The organism is Phytoactinopolyspora halophila, assembly GCF_003287285.1.
Taxonomy (GTDB): domain Bacteria; phylum Actinomycetota; class Actinomycetes; order Jiangellales; family Jiangellaceae; genus Phytoactinopolyspora_A; species Phytoactinopolyspora_A halophila.
In genome coordinates, this window is sequence record NZ_QMIG01000003.1 from 128,231 (window position 1) to 146,841 (window position 18,611).

Sequence of the window (18,611 nt, forward strand, 5' to 3'; positions counted from 1 at the left end):
CGGAGGAGTCAGATGAGGTACCACACCCGTGGCGGCACCGCCACATCCCCGAGAACGACCCGCCCGGCCATGGCGCGGGCGGCCGCGCTCGTCGCCGGGTCCGTCCTGCTCCTCGCCGCCTGCGGCGACGGCGACGACGGCGCCGGCTCCGGCAGCGACGGGCCGGTGAACCTCGTGTTCACCAGCTGGTTCGCCGATCAGGAACTCGAGGTCGCCGACGAGCTGATCGCGGAGTTCGAGGAGGAGAACCCGCACATCACGGTGGACCATCAGATCATCCCCTGGGATGACTACTCGACCACACTGCAGACGCGCATCGCCGGGGGAGAGGTGCCCGACGTGATGTTCCTCAGCCAGCTGTGGTACCAGGGCTTCGCCGACATCGGCGCCATCGGCGAGATCGGCTCGGCGGCCAGTTCCGACGCCGAGTTCGATCTGGACGACTTCAATCCGGACCTGCTCGACAGCGGCTACTACAAAGACGAGCTGCACTGGATTCCCTATGGCATCGACATGCAAGTGCTGTTCTACAACGCCGACATGTTCGACGAGGCCGGCCTGGACTATCCCGACGAGTCGTGGACCTGGGAGGATCTCCGCTCGGCCGCCGACGAGCTCACGGTCGGGGACGGCGATCGGGTGGAACAATACGGCCTGATCGCGCAGAACGACTTCGGCTCCGGATGGAACTGGATCTGGCAGAACGGCGGCCAGGTGCTCAACGACGACGCCACGGGCGGCGCGATGTCCAGCCCAGAGACGCGGGAAGCGCTGAGCTTCTTCAACGAGATGATCAACGAGGACGGCTCCGTCCCCGGCCCGGACGTCATCTCCGACCTCGGCTACACCACGGCGTTCACCGGTGAGAACGCGGCCATGGGCATCTACGGGCACTACCTGATTCCCACGCTCGAGGACGAGGCGGACTTCGAATGGGGCACCACCGTGCTCCCTGCGGGACCGGTCAGCCGCGATTCGTTCGCCTCCGGAGCGGGATACACCATGTCGGCGCAGACCGAACACCCGGAGGAGGCGTGGGCGCTGATCTCGCACATGGCCAGCGCCGACGGCATGAGCCAGTTCATGGAGCTCGGATCGATCACACCGTCGCGCACGTCGCTGTACGAGAGCGAGGAGTTCGTCAGCCGGGAAGCCAGCGAGGCCTTCACCGCCCAGGCCGAGCACCTCACCCCGCTGCCGATCGCCCCAGAATGGAACGAGTACTACGACACGATCCAGTCCGAGCTCGAGGCGGTCTACCGGGGAGACGTCGAACTTGAGGAGGCCACCTCGGTGATCGACGAGCGCATCGGCGAGATCCTGGGCGAGTGATGCCACCTATGCAGAACACCACCGGCACGCCGGTCCGCCTGCTCATCCTGGGAGCGGGCGGACGCGGCGCGCACGCCTACGGGACATGGTGCCGCTCCAACCCGGAGCTGGCACGGGTCGTGGCAGTGGCCGATCCGGACACGGAGCGGCGCACGGCGCTCGCCAAGGAGCACGCCATACCCGAGGCACACCAGTACGGTTCCTGGCAGGAGGCACTCGCCGAGCCGGGTCCGTGGGATGCCGTGCTGGTCGCCACGCCGGACCGGCTGCACGTGGATCCGGCGCTGCGAGCCCTCGACCTTGGCTACGACGTCTTGCTGGAAAAGCCAATCGCGCCCACCCTCGACGAGTTGCACCGGATCGCGGCAGCCACGACCGGCGCCACCGACCATGGACGGGTGCCCCACGAGCAGGCGCGACCCGCCGGCTCCTCCGACGATGCTGCCGGGAATGCCACCAGGGGGGCCCACATCACGGTCGGGCACGTTCTCCGATACACACCCTTCTTCCAGACGGTGAAGCGGCTGCTGGACGACGGGGAGATCGGCGAGTTGCAGACCGTGCAGTGGGCCGAGAACATCGGGTACTGGCACTTCGCCCACAGCTTCGTGCGGGGCAACTGGCGCAACGAATCGCTGTCCAGCCCGATGATCCTCGCCAAGGCCTGCCACGACCTCGACCTGCTGCGGTGGCTGGTCGGCCAGCCCACGGAGCGGGTCTCGTCGTCCGGCGCGCTCACCCATTTCCGGCATGATCGAGCACCCGAGGGCTCGACCGAGCGGTGCATCGACGGGTGCGCCGTGGCCGACACCTGCCCGTACAACGCCGTCCGTTTCTACACCGAGGATCTCGCCGACGTGCACGGGCCACCGGTGACGGCGATGACCCTCGACACGTCGCGCGCTGCCCGCCTGCACGCGCTGCGGACCACGAACTACGGGCGGTGCGTCTACCGCATGGACAACGACGTGGTGGATCAGCAGAGCGTCATCCTGGAGTTCGCGGGCGGCGTGACAGCGTCGCTGCTGGTCACAGCGTTCTCGGCGGATGTGACACGCACGTTCCGGCTGCTCGGCAGCCACGGCGAGATCAGCGGCGACCTGCGGCTCAACGAGTTGACGGTAACGCGGTGGCGGGACGTGGCGCCGGGTGTGGGCCACGATTCCACACGGGGCGAATCATCCAGTTCGGCCAGCCGCAACGTTCCGATCGTCGCAGGTCCGGGCCCAGATGGCGACGATGACGCGAGCGAGGCGTTTCGGGGGCATGCCGGCGGTGACGCCGGCCTGATGGCGGCCTTCGTCGACCGGGTGCGCCAGCGCCTGCACGGCCTGCCCGCGCCCGAGGCCCTGACGTCGCTGGACGAGAGCCTGGAGAGCCATCTCGTAGCCTTTGCGGCCGAAGAATCCCGGCACACCGGACAGGCGGTCCGCCCGGACAGCATGCTCGCCCGCACACCCTGAATCGCGCCGGGCGAAGACGAAGAGAACCGACATTTTCCAGGCTATGGCCTCGATAATATCGGCTCTTTAGCCAATCGCACGGGTCCGAAGCGACCTAGGCCAGGCTCAGTCCGTGTAGTACGCCGTCCTGGTCACCGACGATCAGCATGTCGCCCGTCACCACCGGCGTGCTGTAACAGTTGGCCGTCGCGGTCAGTTGCAGCCGCTCGGTCACCTCGCCACTGTCGAGATCGACGGCAACCAGCTGACCCGTCGTGCCGTGCACCCACGCCACGCCCTCGTGGACAGCTGCGCCCGTGTTGAGCGCACGCACGCCGATGTTCGTCGTCCAATGGGACGCGCCGGTGCGGGGATCGATCACGGAGACCGTGCGGGCCCAGTCGTCGATGACGAGCAGCCGCGTGTCGTCCAACAGCGTCTTCGGGGCGAAGATGTAGGAGCCGGAAATCGACCAGCGCTCGACGCCGGTTTCGACATCGAGAGCGAAGGCGTCCGTCACGGTGGACACCAGCACCTGCCCTCCGGGAAGGACCTCAAGGTTGTCGTACCACGGCCCGTAGATCAGCTGGCGGTACGACTCGCTCCGCGTGTTGGTGCGAAACGACCACACGACCTCGCCGGTCGAGGCGTCATACGCGTACGCATACGCATTCCCACCGCCGGTGTAGACGCGCTGACCGTCGGCCGCGGCCCTGCCGACGAACATGCCCTGCTCACCGGTGGACCACAAGCCCGCGCCCGTCACGGCGTCGACGGCATGTACCGTCTCGCCGGCGCCGACGACGATCACGGGCTCGCCCTCCACGTGGGTCAGCAGCGGGCTGCCGGTGACCGGATCTCCGGCGTCGTAGGCGAACCGGGTCTCGCCGGTGTCCGCGTCGAGTGCGTAGAGGCGGTGATCGACAGATGGGACGTAGACCGTGGCTCCGTCGTCGGCGAACACTGGCCGGCCCGTCACCGCCCCCACGTCCCGGCTCCACCGCTCGTCCAGCCCGGAGCTCGTGGGATTCCCGGCGAGCACCGTGCCGGCCGTCGTCGTCGCAACCAGCAGGCCGTCATGCGCGGCCAGGCCGGCCTGCACCGGCGCGCCCAGTTCCACGCGCCAGCGGACCCGTTCGGCACCCGGGATGGTGTACCCGTGCGTCTCCTCGCACCAGACGTCGCCGTCACCGCTGACCCGCACGGTCATGCGATGTGCGCCGGGAGGCAGATCCGAGATGTCGAACGCGCCGGAATACCGGCGACGGCGCGCGTCGGGGCGCAGCTCCGTCCAGTCTCCCGGATCCTTCATGGCGTACGTGTGCTGTGGATACAGCTGCGCGTGCACCGGTGAACCGGACGCGCGCGAACGCAGCCGCACCGACACCCGCAGGGTCTCGCGTTCGGGTTCGAGATCGACGGTCAACGGGCGCTGGTGCAACGCGATGCGCGGACCGCCCAAGGGAATGGTGCCGACCTCGCGGGTGACCGTCTCGCCGTCGGAGCTCGCGTCGGTGCCGTTCGCGCCACGGTCCGCATCCGGCTCCTCGGCGCCGTCCCGCGCGTGCTCGGGTATGCGCGGGCGAGTGCGGGGCGTTGCCCCCGATGAGCCGTCGTCGGCGCGGCGCACCTCGGAGACCCGAAGGGCCGGACCATCGGTGCCGGTGACGTGCTCCAGCCAGTAGTACAGCGGCGCGTTCAGCGTGCCGTTGACGGCCAGCTGGGTGATGCCGTTGAACCGGTGCAGCTGCTCGTAATGGATGTGCCCGGCGAACCAGGCACGCACGTTGTAGTCGTAGAGGATCTCCAGCAACCGTTCCTGATCGCTCAGGTAGTAGTTGTCGAATCCGATGGGGAAGTGGCACATCAGGATGACCGGCGTGCCGTCCGGCGCCTGGTCAAGCTGATCGATCAGCCATTCCATGCCGTGCTCGCCGATCCCGCCGCCTTCCTGGAACAGGTGGCTCGGGTCGATCGTGACGAACCGGATCCCCGCGGCGTCGAACGCGTAGCGGGTATCGCCGAGCAGTTCGCGATACCGTTCCCGGGCGGTGGCGTCCCAGCGCCAGTCGTGATTCCCGGGTACGTGGCGCACCCGGGAAAAGAGGTCGTCGGGGATGGTGCTCAGATACGCCTCGTACTCCTCGACCGAGCCGTAGTCCATGATGTCGCCGACGTGGCACACCGCAGCGGCGTCGCGTGCGGCGATGTGCTCGTACACCCAGCTGACCCATTCCGCGCGCTGGGGCACGGTCACGCCCACGTGGGTGTCGCCGAGCAGCGCGAACCCGGAAGGTCGCGGTTGTGCCGACGCGACGCCGGAACCACCCACGCTCCCGAGGGCGGTCGCGCCGACCGAGCCCGCCGCCATCGACAGCAGCGTCCGGCGATTCAGCCTGTACGGTTCCCGTGACGTGTGCTGTGACTCCGCTGTCTTGTGCTGTGACTCTGCTGTTGCCGGGTGATCAATCCCGTCCATGGTGCTCCCTTCACCAACCCGCTGATCATGAACACTCTTCGTTCTATGTAGTCGCTTACTGTTCATGATCAGCGGGATTGGGGTAGAGGACCGGGTTCAGCGGCGTGTCGGGGATCTCGCCCGTCTTCGCTCCCGGCATCAGCATGTCGAGATCATTCTGCTGTTCCGGCCGCGCCAACGGTGCCACCCGAATGTTGGCGTCCATGTAGATCACGGTCATGACGCGGCGGGCCTCGGTACCGACGTTGCGCCCGGCCCGGTGGAAGGTCCAGCCCATGTGGAAGCTGACGTCACCAAGCTCGTACGGTTCCTCGTCCACGGGGAACTGCGCCTCATCGAGTGCCTCTTGAAGCGCGCGTTCGGACTCGTCGCTGATCTTCAGGTCCCGGCCGAACTCGAACCGGTGGCTGCCGACGGCGAACGACAACGGACCCATGTCCAGCGGTGTGTCCTGCAGCGGGATCCACACGGTGCAGGTGCGATCGCTCGACAGCGGCCAGTAGTACTGATCCGCGTGCCAGGGCGTGATTCCTCCGGAGGGTTCCTTGTAGAGCGCCTGATCGGCGTACAGCCGCACGCTGTCGACCTGCAACAGCTCGGCAGCAATCCTGGCGAGCCTGGGGGAGAAGACGAGGTCACGCGCGGCCTGGCAGTGCCGCCACAGGTTGCCCACCTGGAGGAAGGCCTTCTGCGTGGTCGAGCGCTCTTCCATCGGCGCATCGACGGTGTTCAGCTCGAACACCTTGTTGGTGATTTCCGGTTCCCGTTCGCGCAGCACATCGGGATCAAGAACGTCCTTCAGGCGGATGAAGCCCTGCCGATCGAAGGTGTCGATGTCTTCTTGACTCAGCGGCAGCGGCGTCGCGAGTGCGGCGGGTGCAGCGGTCATGATGCCCGTCCCTCCGAACCATCGGTCTGCTCATCAGGCCCGCACCCGTCGGCGACAGGCCCTCCGGAATGCAATTGTTCCGGGAGTCTAACGGTGATCATCCAACTTGAACAGACCACTGGTCTGAAAATTTGCCGAACACGAGACAGCATCGAGGTGTGCCCTGGCTGGCGTGCCTCGACTGGTGTGCGCTGGCTGGCGTGCCCCGGCTGGCGTGCGCTGGCTGGCGTGCCTCGACTGGTGTGCGCTGGCTGGTGTGCGCTGGCTGGCGTGCCCCGGGCTGGCGTGCCCCGGGCTGGCGTGGCCCGGCTGATAGCCCTGATGTGTCCCGGCCGCAGCTCACTTCGACACCCAGACGTGCGTCAATGGCCGCCAAAACGCCAATTCGCGCCCGCGTGGATATCGAAGTGCGGTCCATGGGGTCGCTCGGGGAAAGCCGGCTCCGCGCCGGTGTCGTCAACCGGAAACCAGCTGGCGCGGCTGGTCGACGGCTCAGAGCGAGCCGGGCGTGACGAGGCCGCTCTCATAGGCATAGATGGCTGCTTGCACGCGGTCTCGCAGGTCGAGCTTGGTCAGCAGGTTGCCGACGTGAGTTTTGACCGTGGTCTCGGAGACGACGAGCTCCGTGGCTATCTCGGCATTGGACATGCCGCGGGCCACCATGATCAAGACTTCGCGCTCCCGGCTCGTCAGGTGCTCCAGCCCCTCCGGAACCGGTGCGTTCGACGCCGGCAGCCGGGCGGCGAACATGTCCAGCAGCCGCCGCGTGATGTTCGGCGCGACGACCGAATCGCCACTGGCCACGGTGCGGATCGCTGCCACTAGCTGGTCGGCTGGCACATCTTTGAGCAGGAACCCGCTCGCGCCCGCGCGCAACGCTTCCACCACGTATTCGTCGAGGTCGAACGTGGTGAGCACGAGCACCCGGGGTGGTGTCTCCCGGGTACTTCCGGTGATTGCCCGCGTGGCCTGGACACCGTCCATGTGCGGCATCCGGATGTCCATCAACACGACATCCGGTTGCAGCGCGCGGGTATGGGACACGGCCGCTTCGCCGTCGCCGGATTCCCCGACCACCGCGATGCCGGATTCAGCTTCGAGGATCATCCGGAAACCAGTGCGCAGCAAGGGCTGATCGTCCACGAGCAAGACCCGGATCGGCTGGGGCATCGTTACCATCACGTCGTTCGAGTATTCCAGGTGGGGCATAAGCGGCCGTGGAGTGCATCCCCGTGCCAGCAGGGTGATGGTGGACGTGCCCGGGCGGCCGGATCGTGGCGTGCATCGTCGCGTGCCGGGGGCGGGTACACGCCGTCAGATGTCCGCACCCGAGGTGCGTGGCGATGGTGCGTCGTGACCTTCCTCGCCAGCTGCCTCGCTAGCGGGGACGTTCTCCGGCAGCGGTGGGGGTGTGCCGCCGTAGGCCGGACACAGGGCCTGGTGCGCACACCACCCGCACAGCCGGCTCGGGCTGGCCCGCCAGTCTCCCGTGCTCAACGCCCGCTCGATGGCCGTGGACAGCGCCGCCAGCTTGCGTTCGGTGGCGCGCAGATCCGCCTCGTCCGGTTCATAGCGCAGGATCTCACCGCTGCCGAGATAGACCACCTGCAGCAACCGGGGCACCACGCCGTGCTGGCGCCACAGCATGACCGCGTAGAAGCGCATCTGGAACATGGCACGCTGCTCGAAGCCCGCCGTGGGAGCCTTGCCGGTCTTGTAATCCACCACCCGTAGCTCGCCGGTAGCCGGAGCCCGGTCCAGCCGGTCGATGTATCCCCGCAGCTGCAGCCCGGATTCGAGGGTGGTCTCGATGTAGAGTTCGCGTTCGGCCGGTTCGAGCCGCTGCGGATCCTCCAGCGCGAAATACCGTTTGACCAGGTCCTCCGCGCTGGCCAGCCATTCCTCCTGGGCGGGGGCTTCGTCGTCGGCGAACAACTCGCCCAGCTCCGGTTCCTCCTCCAGCAGGCGGTTCCACTCCGGGCGAACCATGCGCACCGCCTCGTCCGGTGTGCGCTCACCCGCCGGGAGGTCGAACAGCCGCTCCAGCACGGCATGCACGACCGTGCCCCTGGTGGCGTCCGGGTTCGGCGGCTCGGGGAGCCGGTCCACGGTGCGAAACCGGTACAACAGGGGGCAGCTCATGAAATCGGTGGCGCGTGACGGCGAGAGGCTCAACGAGACCATGACGTCACAGCGTAGACGAGCCGTCCGACAACGTCGGGACGCGCGCCGGGGCCGTTCCGGCCCGTCTCGTGCACCGCGCATGGCCCGTCTCGTGCACCATCGGCGGCCCGTCTCACGCGCGGGTCACTCGCGCTGCGCGCTGGGCGCCGGGCGCCGACGACGCGGCGGCGCCGTAACCCCTGGTGCCAGCCTGCGGGCGGTGATCAGAAACCCGGTGTGGCCGACCATCCGGTGGCTCGGACGCACGGCGAGTCCCTCCACATGCCAGGTGCGCAGCATGGTCTCCGAGCTGGCGGGCTCGGTGAAGCCGCCGCGTTCCCGTACGGCCTCGACGAACGTCGACAACTGGGTGGTGGTAGCCACGTAGCAGCACAGCACGGCGCCGGGAACCATCGCCGAGGCGACGACGTCGAGGCACTCCCACGGCGCGAGCATGTCGAGGATCACCCGGTCGACCTCGGTGTCGTCGAGCTCGTCCGCGAGATCGCCGACGGTCAATGTCCACGTGTCCGGGACCTCGCCGAGGAAGCGCCGCACGTTTTCGGTGGCAACCTCGGCGAAGTCGGCGCGTCGTTCGTAGGAGTGGACGCGGCCTTCGGGGCCGACGGCGCGCAGCAACGACATCGTCATCGCCCCGGAACCGGCGCCTGCCTCGACGACGCGCGCACCGGGAAAGATGTCGGCCATGGTGATGATCTGCGCCGCGTCCTTGGGATAGATCACGGTCGCCCCGCGTGGCATGGACAGGACGTAGTCGACCAGCAACGGCCGCAAGGCGAGATACGACGTGCCGCCCGTGGTGGTGACCACGCTTCCCTCGGGTTCGCCGATCAACGCGTCGTGGCGCAACGCCCCCTTGTGCGTGTGGAACTCGCGCCCGGCCGCGAGCGTGATCGTGTGCTGGCGTCCCTTCTGGTCGGTGAGCTGGACCTGGTCTCCTACCCGGAACGGACCGGTGCGTCGTGGTGTCTCGCTGGTCGGCATGCGACGCAGGTTACCGAGTACCGCTTCCCTTCGCGGACAGGGCGGCGTCGACGTCGGCTGCGGCCAGCACACCGTAAACCGTGCCGTCGTGGTCCAGGACCAGGTACTCCGGGACCGGTGCGCTGCGCATCGCTGCCAGCAGTTCCGTGCCGGCGATGTCGACGCCGAGCGTCATCCCGTCGCTGACGGTGCGGGCCACCGACGCCACGGACACCCACGGCCGCCGTTCTTCGGGCAGTGCGGAGAGCGCCGTGAGGTTCACCACACCGGTGGGCCGGTCCCGCGCGTCGACCACCACCATCGACGAGGCCCCGCGTTCGCGTGCGGCGCGCAATGCCTCGGAGACCGGCTGATCCGCGGAAACGGGCACCGCACGACGGGCGAGTTCGCGCGCGCCGAGCCGGGGGATCCGGGCACGCATGCGGCCCGTGGCGAGCGCCTGCGTGGCGCCCGTCCACAGCAGCATCGCCACGAGCGCGGCCCACACGATGCCGAAGGTGGTGGGCCCGTCACCCACGACGAACGGCACCAGCAGGACCAATCCGGCCAGGACCTGGCCCGCGCGTGCCGCGACGACGGTGCCGCGCTGCTCGTCACCGCTGATCCGCCAGACCGCCGCGCGCAGCATGTGCCCGCCGTCCAGCGGCAGCGCGGGCAGGAGATTGAAGAAGCCGACAATCCCGTTGGCGGCGGCGAGCACCAGCAGCAGATACTCCGGGATCGGCGCCGTCACCGGCATCGCCGCCAGATATGCGGCGGCGCCGAGCACTAGTGACAATGCCGGACCCGCGGCGGATACGAGCAGGTCGCGGCCCGGTGTCGGCGAGTCTCGCTCGATCTCGGTGTGTCCACCGAGGAAGTGCAGCGTGATCCCGCGCACGGGCAGGCCGAACGCACGTGCCGTCAGCGCGTGGCTGAGTTCGTGCAGGAGGACGGAAACGTACAACAGGACCGCGAAGGCGAACGTGACCGCGTACGCGCCGGCGCCAAGATCGCGCAGGCTGCGCGCGACGAACGGCTCGAAGCCGACGGTGATCACTGCTGCCACGATGAACCAGGTCGGGCTGACGTAAACCGGGATCCCGCGCAGTCGTCCCAGCGGGATATTGCGCCAGCCACTCACCATACGGGCAAGCCTACGGTGTGCCCGCCACTCGCGGATCTAGGGTGAACTTCTCGTCACGACCCTGCTACATGCGGCGCAAGTGGGGTAAGCGATTGTAGGGTCAGGGTGAGAGAGGACACCTGACGAGGAGGTGCGACCGTGACAACGCAGGACGACGGTTTCGAGCACGCGCGTCGTGGATCTGGACGTGAGTCCTCGGAGCTCGCTGGTGAGGTGGCCTTTCTCGAGGCTCGGCTAGCTTCGGTGACAGCGCAGAACGAACGGCTCGCCGCCACCCTCCGGGAGGCTCGCGACCAGATCGTGTCGTTGAAGGAGGAAATCGACCGGCTGGCACAGCCGCCTTCCGGTTTTGGCACGTACCTGGCCAAGTACGACGACGGCACGGTGGACGTGTTCACCGGTGGCCGCAAGCTACGCGTGGCGGTCAGCCCGGATGTCGACGTTTCGTCGCTGCGGCCGGGCCAGGAAGTCATGCTCAACGAGGCACTCAACGTCGTACGAGCGCTGGAATTCGAGCGCGTCGGCGAGGTCGTGATGCTCAAGGAGGTGCTCACCGACGGCGAGCGCGCGCTCGTGATCGGCCACACCGACGAAGAGCGGGTGGTGTGGCTTGCCTCGCCGCTCAAGGATGCCGGGCTCCGCTCCGGCGATTCCCTGCTGCTCGAGCCGCGTTCCGGCTTCGTCTACGAGCGCATACCCAAGAGCGAGGTCGAGGAGCTGATCCTCGAAGAGGTTCCCGATATCGATTACCTCGACATCGGCGGCCTCGGCGGCCAGATCGACCTCATCCGCGATGCGATCGAGATGCCGTATCTGCATTCGGACATGTTCCGCGAGCACCAGCTGCGTGCCCCGAAGGGTGTCTTGCTGTACGGGCCGCCCGGCTGCGGGAAGACACTCATCGCCAAGGCGGTGGCCAACTCGCTGGCCAAGGAGGTCGCGCGCAAGACCGGACGTGCCGAAGGCAAGTCGTACTTCTTGAACATCAAGGGTCCCGAGCTGCTCAACAAGTACGTCGGCGAGACCGAACGGCACATCCGGCTGGTGTTCCAGCGTGCCCGGGAGAAGGCGAACGAGGGCATGCCGGTCATCGTCTTCTTCGACGAGATGGACTCGCTGTTCCGCACCCGTGGTTCCGGCGTGTCGTCGGATGTGGAGAACACGATCGTCCCGCAGCTGCTGTCGGAGATCGACGGCGTGGAGAGCCTGGACAACGTCATCGTCATCGGGGCGTCCAACCGTGAGGACATGATCGATCCGGCCATCTTGCGGCCGGGACGGCTGGACGTGAAGATCAAGATCGAGCGGCCGGACGCCGAGGCCGCGAAGGACATCTTCACGAAGTACCTCACCACCGACTTGCCGCTGCACAAGGATGACGTCGCCGAGCACGGTGGCGATCCCGAGGCGACCGTGGAGGCAATGATCCAGCGGTCGGTGGAGCGGATGTACGCCGAAACCGAGGAGAACCGCTTCCTCGAGGTGACCTACGCCAACGGCGACAAGGAAGTGCTGTACTTCAAGGACTTCAATTCCGGAGCGATGATCCAGAACATCGTCGACCGGGCGAAGAAGATGGCGATCAAGGACGCCATCGACACGGGCGTCAAGGGAATCCGCGTCCAGCACCTGCTCAACGCCTGCTTCGACGAGTTCAAGGAGAACGAGGACCTGCCCAACACCACCAACCCCGACGACTGGGCCCGCATCTCCGGCAAGAAGGGCGAGCGCATCGTCTTCATCCGGACTCTCATCTCCGGCAAGACCGGAGGCGAGGCGGGCCGGTCCATCGACACGGTGGCCAACACGGGCCAGTACCTGTGATGAACACCTCCCCACTTTCCCGTGATCATGAACACTAGCTGGCCATATGGGTCACATAGTCTTCATGATCATGGGAGGGGAGGGGGTTACGGCTGTGTTTCACTCCGAATCGTGGGTACGTATAGACATCGTCGAAACGGAACTCTCACGTAGGCTCGTTGCATGAGCGCACGTCGCATCATGGGTATCGAGACCGAATACGGGATCTCGGTTCCCAGTAACCCCGCCGCAAACTCGATGTTGACGTCCTCCCAGGTCGTCAACGCTTACGCGAGTCAACGGGCCCGGGCCAGACGAGCGCGGTGGGACTTCGAAGAGGAGAATCCGCTGCGCGATGCCCGGGGTTTCGAGCTCTCGCGAAGCGCAGCCGATCCCAGCCAGCTCACCGACGAGGAGATCGGGCTGGCCAACGTCATCCTCACCAATGGCGCCCGGCTCTACGTGGACCACGCTCATCCCGAGTACTCCTGCCCGGAGGTCACGAACCCCCTGGACGCGGTGCTGTGGGACAAGGCCGGCGAGCATGTCATGACCGACGCCGCACAGTTCGCGGCCTCGCTGCCGGGCGCGGCGCCGATCCAGCTGTACAAGAACAATGTCGACAACAAGGGCGCCTCCTACGGCTGTCACGAGAACTACCTCATGGAGCGGGCGACGCCCTTCGCCGATATCGTGCGGCACCTCGTCCCGTTTTTCATCTCCCGGCCCGTGGTGTGCGGTGCCGGCCGGGTGGGCATCGGCCAGGACGGCAGCCGCCACGGCTTCCAGCTGTCCCAGCGCGCCGATTACTTCGAGGTCGAGGTCGGCCTGGAGACGACTTTGAAGCGGCCGATCATCAACACCCGCGACGAGCCGCACGCCGATCCGGACCGGTACCGGCGGCTGCACGTGATCGTCGGCGACGCGAACATGTCCGAGATCTCCACCTACGTCAAGCTCGGCTCCACAGCGCTGGTCCTGACCATGATCGAGGAGGGCTTCCTCGGCTGGGATATCGCCGTCGAACGTCCGGTCAACGCCATGCACGCGGTGTCGCACGATCCCAGCCTGCGGCACATGATCGAGCTCACCGACGGCCGGCGGCTCACAGCCGTGCAGTTGCAGTCGGAGTACGCCGAGCAGGCGCGCAAGTTCGTGGAGGATCGCTACGGCGCCGACGCGGACCCGATCACGATCGACATCCTCGACCGGTGGGAGTCGATCCTGACCATGCTCGCCAACGACCCCATGGCCCTGGCCGACCAGCTCGACTGGGTGGCCAAGCTCGCCCTGCTGGAGTCCTACCGCGAACGCGACGGGCTCGACTGGTCGAGCTCGAAACTGCATCTGATCGATTTGCAGTACTCCGACGTCCGGCCCGATCGCGGGCTGTATCACCGGCTCGTCAACAAGTCTCGTATGCAGCGCTTGCTCGATGACGACGACGTGATCCGTGCGATGTATGCCCCACCCGAAGACACCCGTGCCTACTTCCGGGGCCGGTGCCTGGCGCAGTACTCCGATTCCATCGCGGCAGCCTCGTGGGACTCCGTGATCTTCGACCTTCCCGGGCACGATGCCCTCAAGCGGGTGCCCACACTCGACCCGCTGCGTGGCACCAAAGCCCATGTGGGCGCTCTGCTCGACCGCTGTGAATCGGCCGCGGAGCTCGTCTCGCAGCTCACGGCCAAGTAGCGGTGATCACCTTGGGTTCGCTGTTGGCGAAGAGCCTCGCGGGGAACAATTCGATCCCAGACAAGGCTCTCATGGGTGATCCCGGATAGGGTCATAGGTAGGCCACGAACGGAGGTTGACGATGGCGCGTGACACAAGTGGTGGGCAGCAGCGCAAGCAGCCCCGCCGCAACGAAGACGTCGAGACCGAGGAAGCCCAGGAAGCCGAGGCCACCGAAGAGGTGAAGGACCGCCAGGAGAAACTGGCGGACGACGTCGACTCCATGCTCGATGAGATCGACGAGGTACTGGAGGAGAACGCGGAAGATTTCGTCAGGTCGTTCGTTCAGAAGGGTGGAGAGTAACTAGTGGACCTGTCCGGTGCCGGCCGCCTACCCGCGGCATTCATGACACCCGGCACATCGTCGTTCACCGACTTCCTGGGACAGCATGCGCCCGATTTGCTTCCCGGGCGGCGGCTGGCGGGCAAGCTGTCCGACGGCGAGTACAGTGAGATCGCACCGCACGGCACCACGATCGTCGCCGTCACGTTTCGCGGCGGCGTGGTGATGGCAGGTGACCGGCGGGCAACCGCCGGCCACCTCATCTCGCAGCACGACGCCGAGAAGGTGTTCCAGGCTGACGAGTACTCGGCGGTCGGCATCGCAGGAACCATGGGCCTGGCGCTCGAGCTGGTCCAGCTGTTCCGGCTCGAGCTCGAGCACTACGAGAAGATCGAGGGCACCGTGCTCTCGCTGGAAGGGAAGGCGAACCGGCTCGCCCACATGATCCGGGCCAACCTCGGTCTCGCCCTGCAGGGACTCGTCGCGGTCCCGTTGTTCGCGGGGATGGACCCGGGAAGCGAGCGGGGCAAGATCTTCTCTTATGACCCCACGGGTGCGCGCTCGGACGAGCACTCGTTTTACTCGGTCGGCTCCGGTTCGGTCTTCGCGCGAGGAGCGTTGAAGAAGCTGTTCCGGGAAGACTTCACCGCTGACGACGCGGTCATGGCGGCGTTGCAGGCCCTGTACGACGCCGCCGAGGACGATTCGGCCACTGGTGGCCCCGATGTCCTGCGCAAGATCTATCCCATCGTGGCGGTGGTCGACGAGGACGGGTACCGGCGCTACGAGGACGAGGATCTCTCGCAGATGGTCGACACGATCGTCTCGGGGCGCAGCCGCCGTCCGGACGGCCCGCAAGCCCCGTTGAACTGACCCCCACCCGGCCCGTCGGAAGGATCACCACCGTTGTCGATGCAGTTCGGATACGTCTCGCCCGAGCAGATCATGAAGGATCGGGCGGACTACGCCCGCAAGGGCATCGCCAGGTCGCGCTCGGTCGTCGTCCTTCAGTACGCCGACGGTATCTTGTTCGTCGCCGAGAACCCGTCGCCCTCGTTGCACAAGATCAGCGAGATCTACGACCGCATCGCCTTCGCGGCGGTCGGTAAGTACAACGAGTTCGAAAATCTCCGCCAGGCCGGGGTGCGCATGGCCGACCTGCGGGGCTACGCCTTTGACCGGGTCGACGTCTCCGGGCGTGCACTGGCCAACATCTACGCCCAGACGCTCGGCACCATCTTTACGCAAGATCCCAAGGCCTACGAGGTCGAGCTCGTGGTCGCCGAGGTCGGCAGTGGCGAGGAGGGCGACGAGATCTACCGGATCACCTACGACGGCTCGGTCTGGGGCGAGACGGGCTTCACGGTGATGGGAGGGCCGGCCGAACAGGTCGCCAACTACGTGAAGGAGCGCTTCGAGCAGTCGGCGTCGCTGGAAGGTGCGCTGCGCCTGGCCGTGGACTCGCTGAGCCGCGACAACGGCGGCGAGCCGCGCCAGCTGGAGACGTCCCTGCTGGAGGTGGCGGTCTTGGATCGCCACCGGCAGCGGCGCACATTCCGCCGCATTCGGGGCGCCAAGCTTGATGCGCTGCTCGGCCGGAGCGGAGCGGATCAGGCAGGCCAATCCAGCGATTCCGGACAATCCGGCCGATCGGACGAGGCATCCGAGAGCACAGACGACTAAAGTCGATTCATGGATCGACGCATCTTCGGGTTAGAGAACGAGTACGGCGTCACGTGTACGTTCCGCGGTCAGCGTCGGCTCTCACCCGATGAGGTCGCGCGCTACCTGTTCCGCCGGGTCGTCACGTGGGGCAGGAGCAGCAACGTCTTCTTGTCCAACGGCGCCCGGCTGTATCTCGACGTGGGCAGCCATCCCGAGTACGCGACGCCGGAGTGCGACACGATCACCGATCTCGTCGCGCACGACAAGGCGGGCGAACGAGTACTGGAGGGCCTGCTCGTCGACGCCGAACGCCGGCTGGCCGAGGAAGGCATCGTCGGTGAGGTCTACCTGTTCAAGAACAACACCGACTCGGCGGGCAACTCGTACGGCTGCCACGAGAACTACCTCGTCGGACGTCACGGGGAGTTCTCCCGGCTGGCCGACGTGCTCATCCCGTTCCTGGTCACGCGTCAAATCATCAGCGGCGCCGGTAAGGTCTTGCAGACACCGCGGGGGGCGATGTTCGCGCTCAGCCAGCGTGCGGAGCACATCTGGGAGGGCGTGTCGAGTGCCACCACCCGCAGCCGGCCCATCATCAACACCCGCGACGAACCCCACGCCGACGCCGAGCGCTACCGCAGGCTGCACGTCATTGTCGGCGACTCCAACATGAACGAGTGCACCACGCTGCTCAAGATCGGCGCCACCGACCTGGTGCTGCGCATGATCGAGGCCGGGGTGGGGCTGCGCGACCTCGGACTGGAGAACCCGATCCGCGCGATCCGGGAGATCAGCCACGACATCACCGGGCGGCGCAAGGTACGCCTGGCCGGCGGGCGCGAGGCGTCGGCGTTGGAGATTCAAGAAGAGTACTTCACCAAGGCCCGCAACTTCGTCGAACGCCGCGAGATCGAGACCCCTCTGATCCGCCGCGTGCTTGACCTGTGGGAACGCACGCTCAAGGCGGTCGACACCGGCGACGTCGGGCTCATCGAGCGCGAGATCGACTGGGCCACCAAGTACCAGATGGTCGAGCGGTACCGGGCCAAGCACGGCATGACGCTCTCCAACCCGCGTATCGCCCAGATCGATCTTGCGTACCACGACATCCACCGCGACCGCGGCTTGTACTACATGCTGGAGCGCCGGGGCTCGGTGGCCCGTGTCATCCGCGACATCGAGACGTTCGAGGCGAAGTCGGTGCCACCACAGACCACGCGGGCCAAGCTGCGCGGCGAGTTCATCAAGCGCGCCCAGGAGCGCCGGCGCGACTTCACGGTCGACTGGGTTCATCTCAAGCTCAACGACCAGGCACAGCGCACCGTCTTGTGCAAGGACCCGTTCCGGGCACACGACGAGCGGGTGTCCCGCCTGATCGAGAGCATGTAGGAGATCCGCACGCCTCGGCGGGAACGGGCCGTCGTACTGGCACGTTGTCGGGGATAGGCTAGCTTCTCGGCTCGACAGACGTGTCCACCAACTTTTCGAGGATTTGTCCACTGTGCACACACGACAGCTTTTCACCGTCCTCGTCGCCGCGTCCGGCCTGGTACTCGCGGCGTGTGGCGACGACGACGGCACGGATGACACCAGCACGCAGGGGAGCGGGGCGCTCCAAGACGTCGGCGTGACCGGGGAGTTCGGCGACAAGCCGGACTTGGAGATACCGGACGGCGACCCCTCGGGCGAGCTCGAAGTCGAGGTCCTCGTCGAAGGCGACGGGCCCGAAGTGGCCGAAAGCGACTTCGTCGTCGCCAACTATCTGGGCCAGACGTGGGACGAGCGTGACGGCGAGGAATACGTCTTCGACAACTCCTACGATCGCGAGCAAGCATCCGGTTTCTCGCTCAATTCGGTCGTGGATGGGTGGAAGCAAGGACTCGCGGGGCAGAAGGTCGGCTCGCGGGTCCTGCTCTCGATCCCGCCAGAACTGGGCTACGGCGAAGCCGAGGAGTCACAGGACGGCGCAGAAGGCTCCGAGAACGGCTCCGGGGAGGGCTCGGAAGGCGGCTCTGAGGACGGCTCCGGCGACGGCTCCCAGGACGGCGCGGCCGGAGGCGCGGAAGGAAGCGGGGAAGGAAGCGGGGCGAGCTCGCAACACGATCTGGCCGGGGAGACGCTGGTCTTCGTCGTGGACATCGTCGAGAACGTCGCTCCCGACGCCGCGGCGACGGGTGCTCCCGCGCAGGATCTGCCGGACGACTTGCCCGTGGTCGAAGGCGGCGAGACCGGCCCACCCGAGATCGACTTCGGTGACGCTCCGGAACCGGAGGAGACCGACGCCACCATCATCCTCGAAGGCGACGGCCCGGAGGTTTCGTTCGAGTCGGTGGATGACGGGGGCGAGGACGGCGACGCTCCTGCCAATCCCCAGGCCGGCCCGACGGTTCTCGTGCAGATGATGGAGGCACCCTACCCGGATGGCGAGGGCACGCAGAGCACCTGGGAGCTGCAAGGCCCCGAGCAGGTGCCGGCCCAGGGTCTCGCGTCGCTTCCCGGCTGGGACGCGATCACCGACGATCTCACCGTGGGTTCGCGGGTGCTGACCCGGATCAGCTCCGAGGACGCCGGAGCGGCAGCTCAGGGCGAGGAGGAATCCCCTCCGCTGGTGCTGATCGTCGACGTGCTCGCCACCTTCTGACGCTGCCAGCACGTACTGACGCTGCCCGGGCGTCGCTCGGTGACGCGCC

At 66.9% G+C, this 18,611-nt stretch carries 16 protein-coding genes; 10 read left to right on the plus strand and 6 right to left on the minus strand.

Going from position 1 to position 18,611, the window contains the following annotated elements; genetic code table 11:
• The first annotated feature begins 12 nt into the window (after positions 1-12).
• Together DPM12_RS05375 and DPM12_RS05380 are read left to right on the plus strand one after the other, a co-directional pair.
• Positions 13-1,332, plus strand: coding sequence for an ABC transporter substrate-binding protein (locus tag DPM12_RS05375; RefSeq protein WP_112257265.1), 1,320 nt, complete (start codon positions 13-15; stop codon positions 1,330-1,332).
• A gap of 8 nt (positions 1,333-1,340) precedes the next feature.
• Positions 1,341-2,795, plus strand: a complete 1,455-nt coding sequence (locus DPM12_RS05380; RefSeq protein WP_112257266.1) for a Gfo/Idh/MocA family protein — start codon at positions 1,341-1,343, stop codon at positions 2,793-2,795.
• 94 nt (positions 2,796-2,889) lie between these two features.
• On the opposite strand, the gene DPM12_RS05385 is transcribed toward DPM12_RS05380, so the two are convergent.
• Together DPM12_RS05385 and DPM12_RS05390 are read right to left on the minus strand one after the other, a co-directional pair.
• Positions 2,890-5,145: an outer membrane protein assembly factor BamB family protein gene (locus DPM12_RS05385; RefSeq protein ID WP_158542761.1), complete on the minus strand. Its 2,256-nt coding sequence runs from the start codon at positions 5,143-5,145 to the stop codon at positions 2,890-2,892.
• 163 nt (positions 5,146-5,308) lie between these two features.
• Positions 5,309-6,142 carry a phytanoyl-CoA dioxygenase family protein gene (locus tag DPM12_RS05390; protein ID WP_112257268.1) on the minus strand — a complete coding sequence of 278 codons (834 nt, stop codon included), beginning with the start codon at positions 6,140-6,142 and terminating at the stop codon, positions 5,309-5,311.
• Positions 6,143-6,314: 172 nt separating this feature from the next.
• Between DPM12_RS05390 and DPM12_RS23100 the strand changes: the two genes are divergently transcribed.
• Positions 6,315-6,455: a hypothetical protein gene (locus tag DPM12_RS23100; protein ID WP_158542763.1), complete on the plus strand. Its 141-nt coding sequence runs from the start codon at positions 6,315-6,317 to the stop codon at positions 6,453-6,455.
• Between the two features lie 179 nt (positions 6,456-6,634).
• On the opposite strand, the gene DPM12_RS05395 is transcribed toward DPM12_RS23100, so the two are convergent.
• The 4 genes from DPM12_RS05395 to DPM12_RS05410 all read right to left on the minus strand — a co-directional run bounded on the left by DPM12_RS05395 (position 6,635) and on the right by DPM12_RS05410 (position 10,436).
• Positions 6,635-7,321 (minus strand): response regulator, encoded by a 687-nt coding sequence (locus DPM12_RS05395; protein ID WP_245951213.1) that lies wholly within the window; start codon positions 7,319-7,321, stop codon positions 6,635-6,637.
• 135 nt (positions 7,322-7,456) lie between these two features.
• Complete coding sequence (locus tag DPM12_RS05400; protein WP_112257269.1) at positions 7,457-8,326, minus strand: RecB family exonuclease; 870 nt, start codon at positions 8,324-8,326, stop codon at positions 7,457-7,459.
• Between the two features lie 123 nt (positions 8,327-8,449).
• Positions 8,450-9,310 carry a tRNA (adenine-N1)-methyltransferase gene (locus tag DPM12_RS05405; RefSeq protein ID WP_112257270.1) on the minus strand — a complete coding sequence of 287 codons (861 nt, stop codon included), beginning with the start codon at positions 9,308-9,310 and terminating at the stop codon, positions 8,450-8,452.
• Between the two features lie 10 nt (positions 9,311-9,320).
• Positions 9,321-10,436, minus strand: coding sequence for a site-2 protease family protein (locus DPM12_RS05410; protein ID WP_112257271.1), 1,116 nt, complete (start codon positions 10,434-10,436; stop codon positions 9,321-9,323).
• Positions 10,437-10,574: 138 nt separating this feature from the next.
• Between DPM12_RS05410 and arc the strand changes: the two genes are divergently transcribed.
• The 7 genes from arc to DPM12_RS05445 all read left to right on the plus strand — a co-directional run bounded on the left by arc (position 10,575) and on the right by DPM12_RS05445 (position 18,562).
• Positions 10,575-12,260 carry a proteasome ATPase gene (arc, locus tag DPM12_RS05415; protein ID WP_112257272.1) on the plus strand — a complete coding sequence of 562 codons (1,686 nt, stop codon included), beginning with the start codon at positions 10,575-10,577 and terminating at the stop codon, positions 12,258-12,260.
• 162 nt (positions 12,261-12,422) lie between these two features.
• Entirely contained in the window at positions 12,423-13,934 is a 1,512-nt protein-coding gene (gene dop, locus DPM12_RS05420; protein ID WP_112257273.1) for a depupylase/deamidase Dop, read from the plus strand.
• A 121-nt stretch (positions 13,935-14,055) separates the two neighbouring features.
• Positions 14,056-14,277 carry a ubiquitin-like protein Pup gene (locus tag DPM12_RS05425; RefSeq protein WP_112257274.1) on the plus strand — a complete coding sequence of 74 codons (222 nt, stop codon included), beginning with the start codon at positions 14,056-14,058 and terminating at the stop codon, positions 14,275-14,277.
• A gap of 42 nt (positions 14,278-14,319) precedes the next feature.
• Positions 14,320-15,129, plus strand: a complete 810-nt coding sequence (prcB, locus tag DPM12_RS05430; protein ID WP_112257485.1) for a proteasome subunit beta — start codon at positions 14,320-14,322, stop codon at positions 15,127-15,129.
• A gap of 33 nt (positions 15,130-15,162) precedes the next feature.
• Positions 15,163-15,939 carry a proteasome subunit alpha gene (prcA, locus tag DPM12_RS05435; RefSeq protein ID WP_112257275.1) on the plus strand — a complete coding sequence of 259 codons (777 nt, stop codon included), beginning with the start codon at positions 15,163-15,165 and terminating at the stop codon, positions 15,937-15,939.
• 9 nt (positions 15,940-15,948) lie between these two features.
• Positions 15,949-17,310 (plus strand): Pup--protein ligase, encoded by a 1,362-nt coding sequence (gene pafA / locus DPM12_RS05440; RefSeq protein ID WP_112257276.1) that lies wholly within the window; start codon positions 15,949-15,951, stop codon positions 17,308-17,310.
• Positions 17,311-17,422: 112 nt separating this feature from the next.
• Positions 17,423-18,562, plus strand: coding sequence for an FKBP-type peptidyl-prolyl cis-trans isomerase (locus DPM12_RS05445; RefSeq protein WP_158542765.1), 1,140 nt, complete (start codon positions 17,423-17,425; stop codon positions 18,560-18,562).
• The last annotated feature ends 49 nt before the right edge of the window (positions 18,563-18,611 follow it).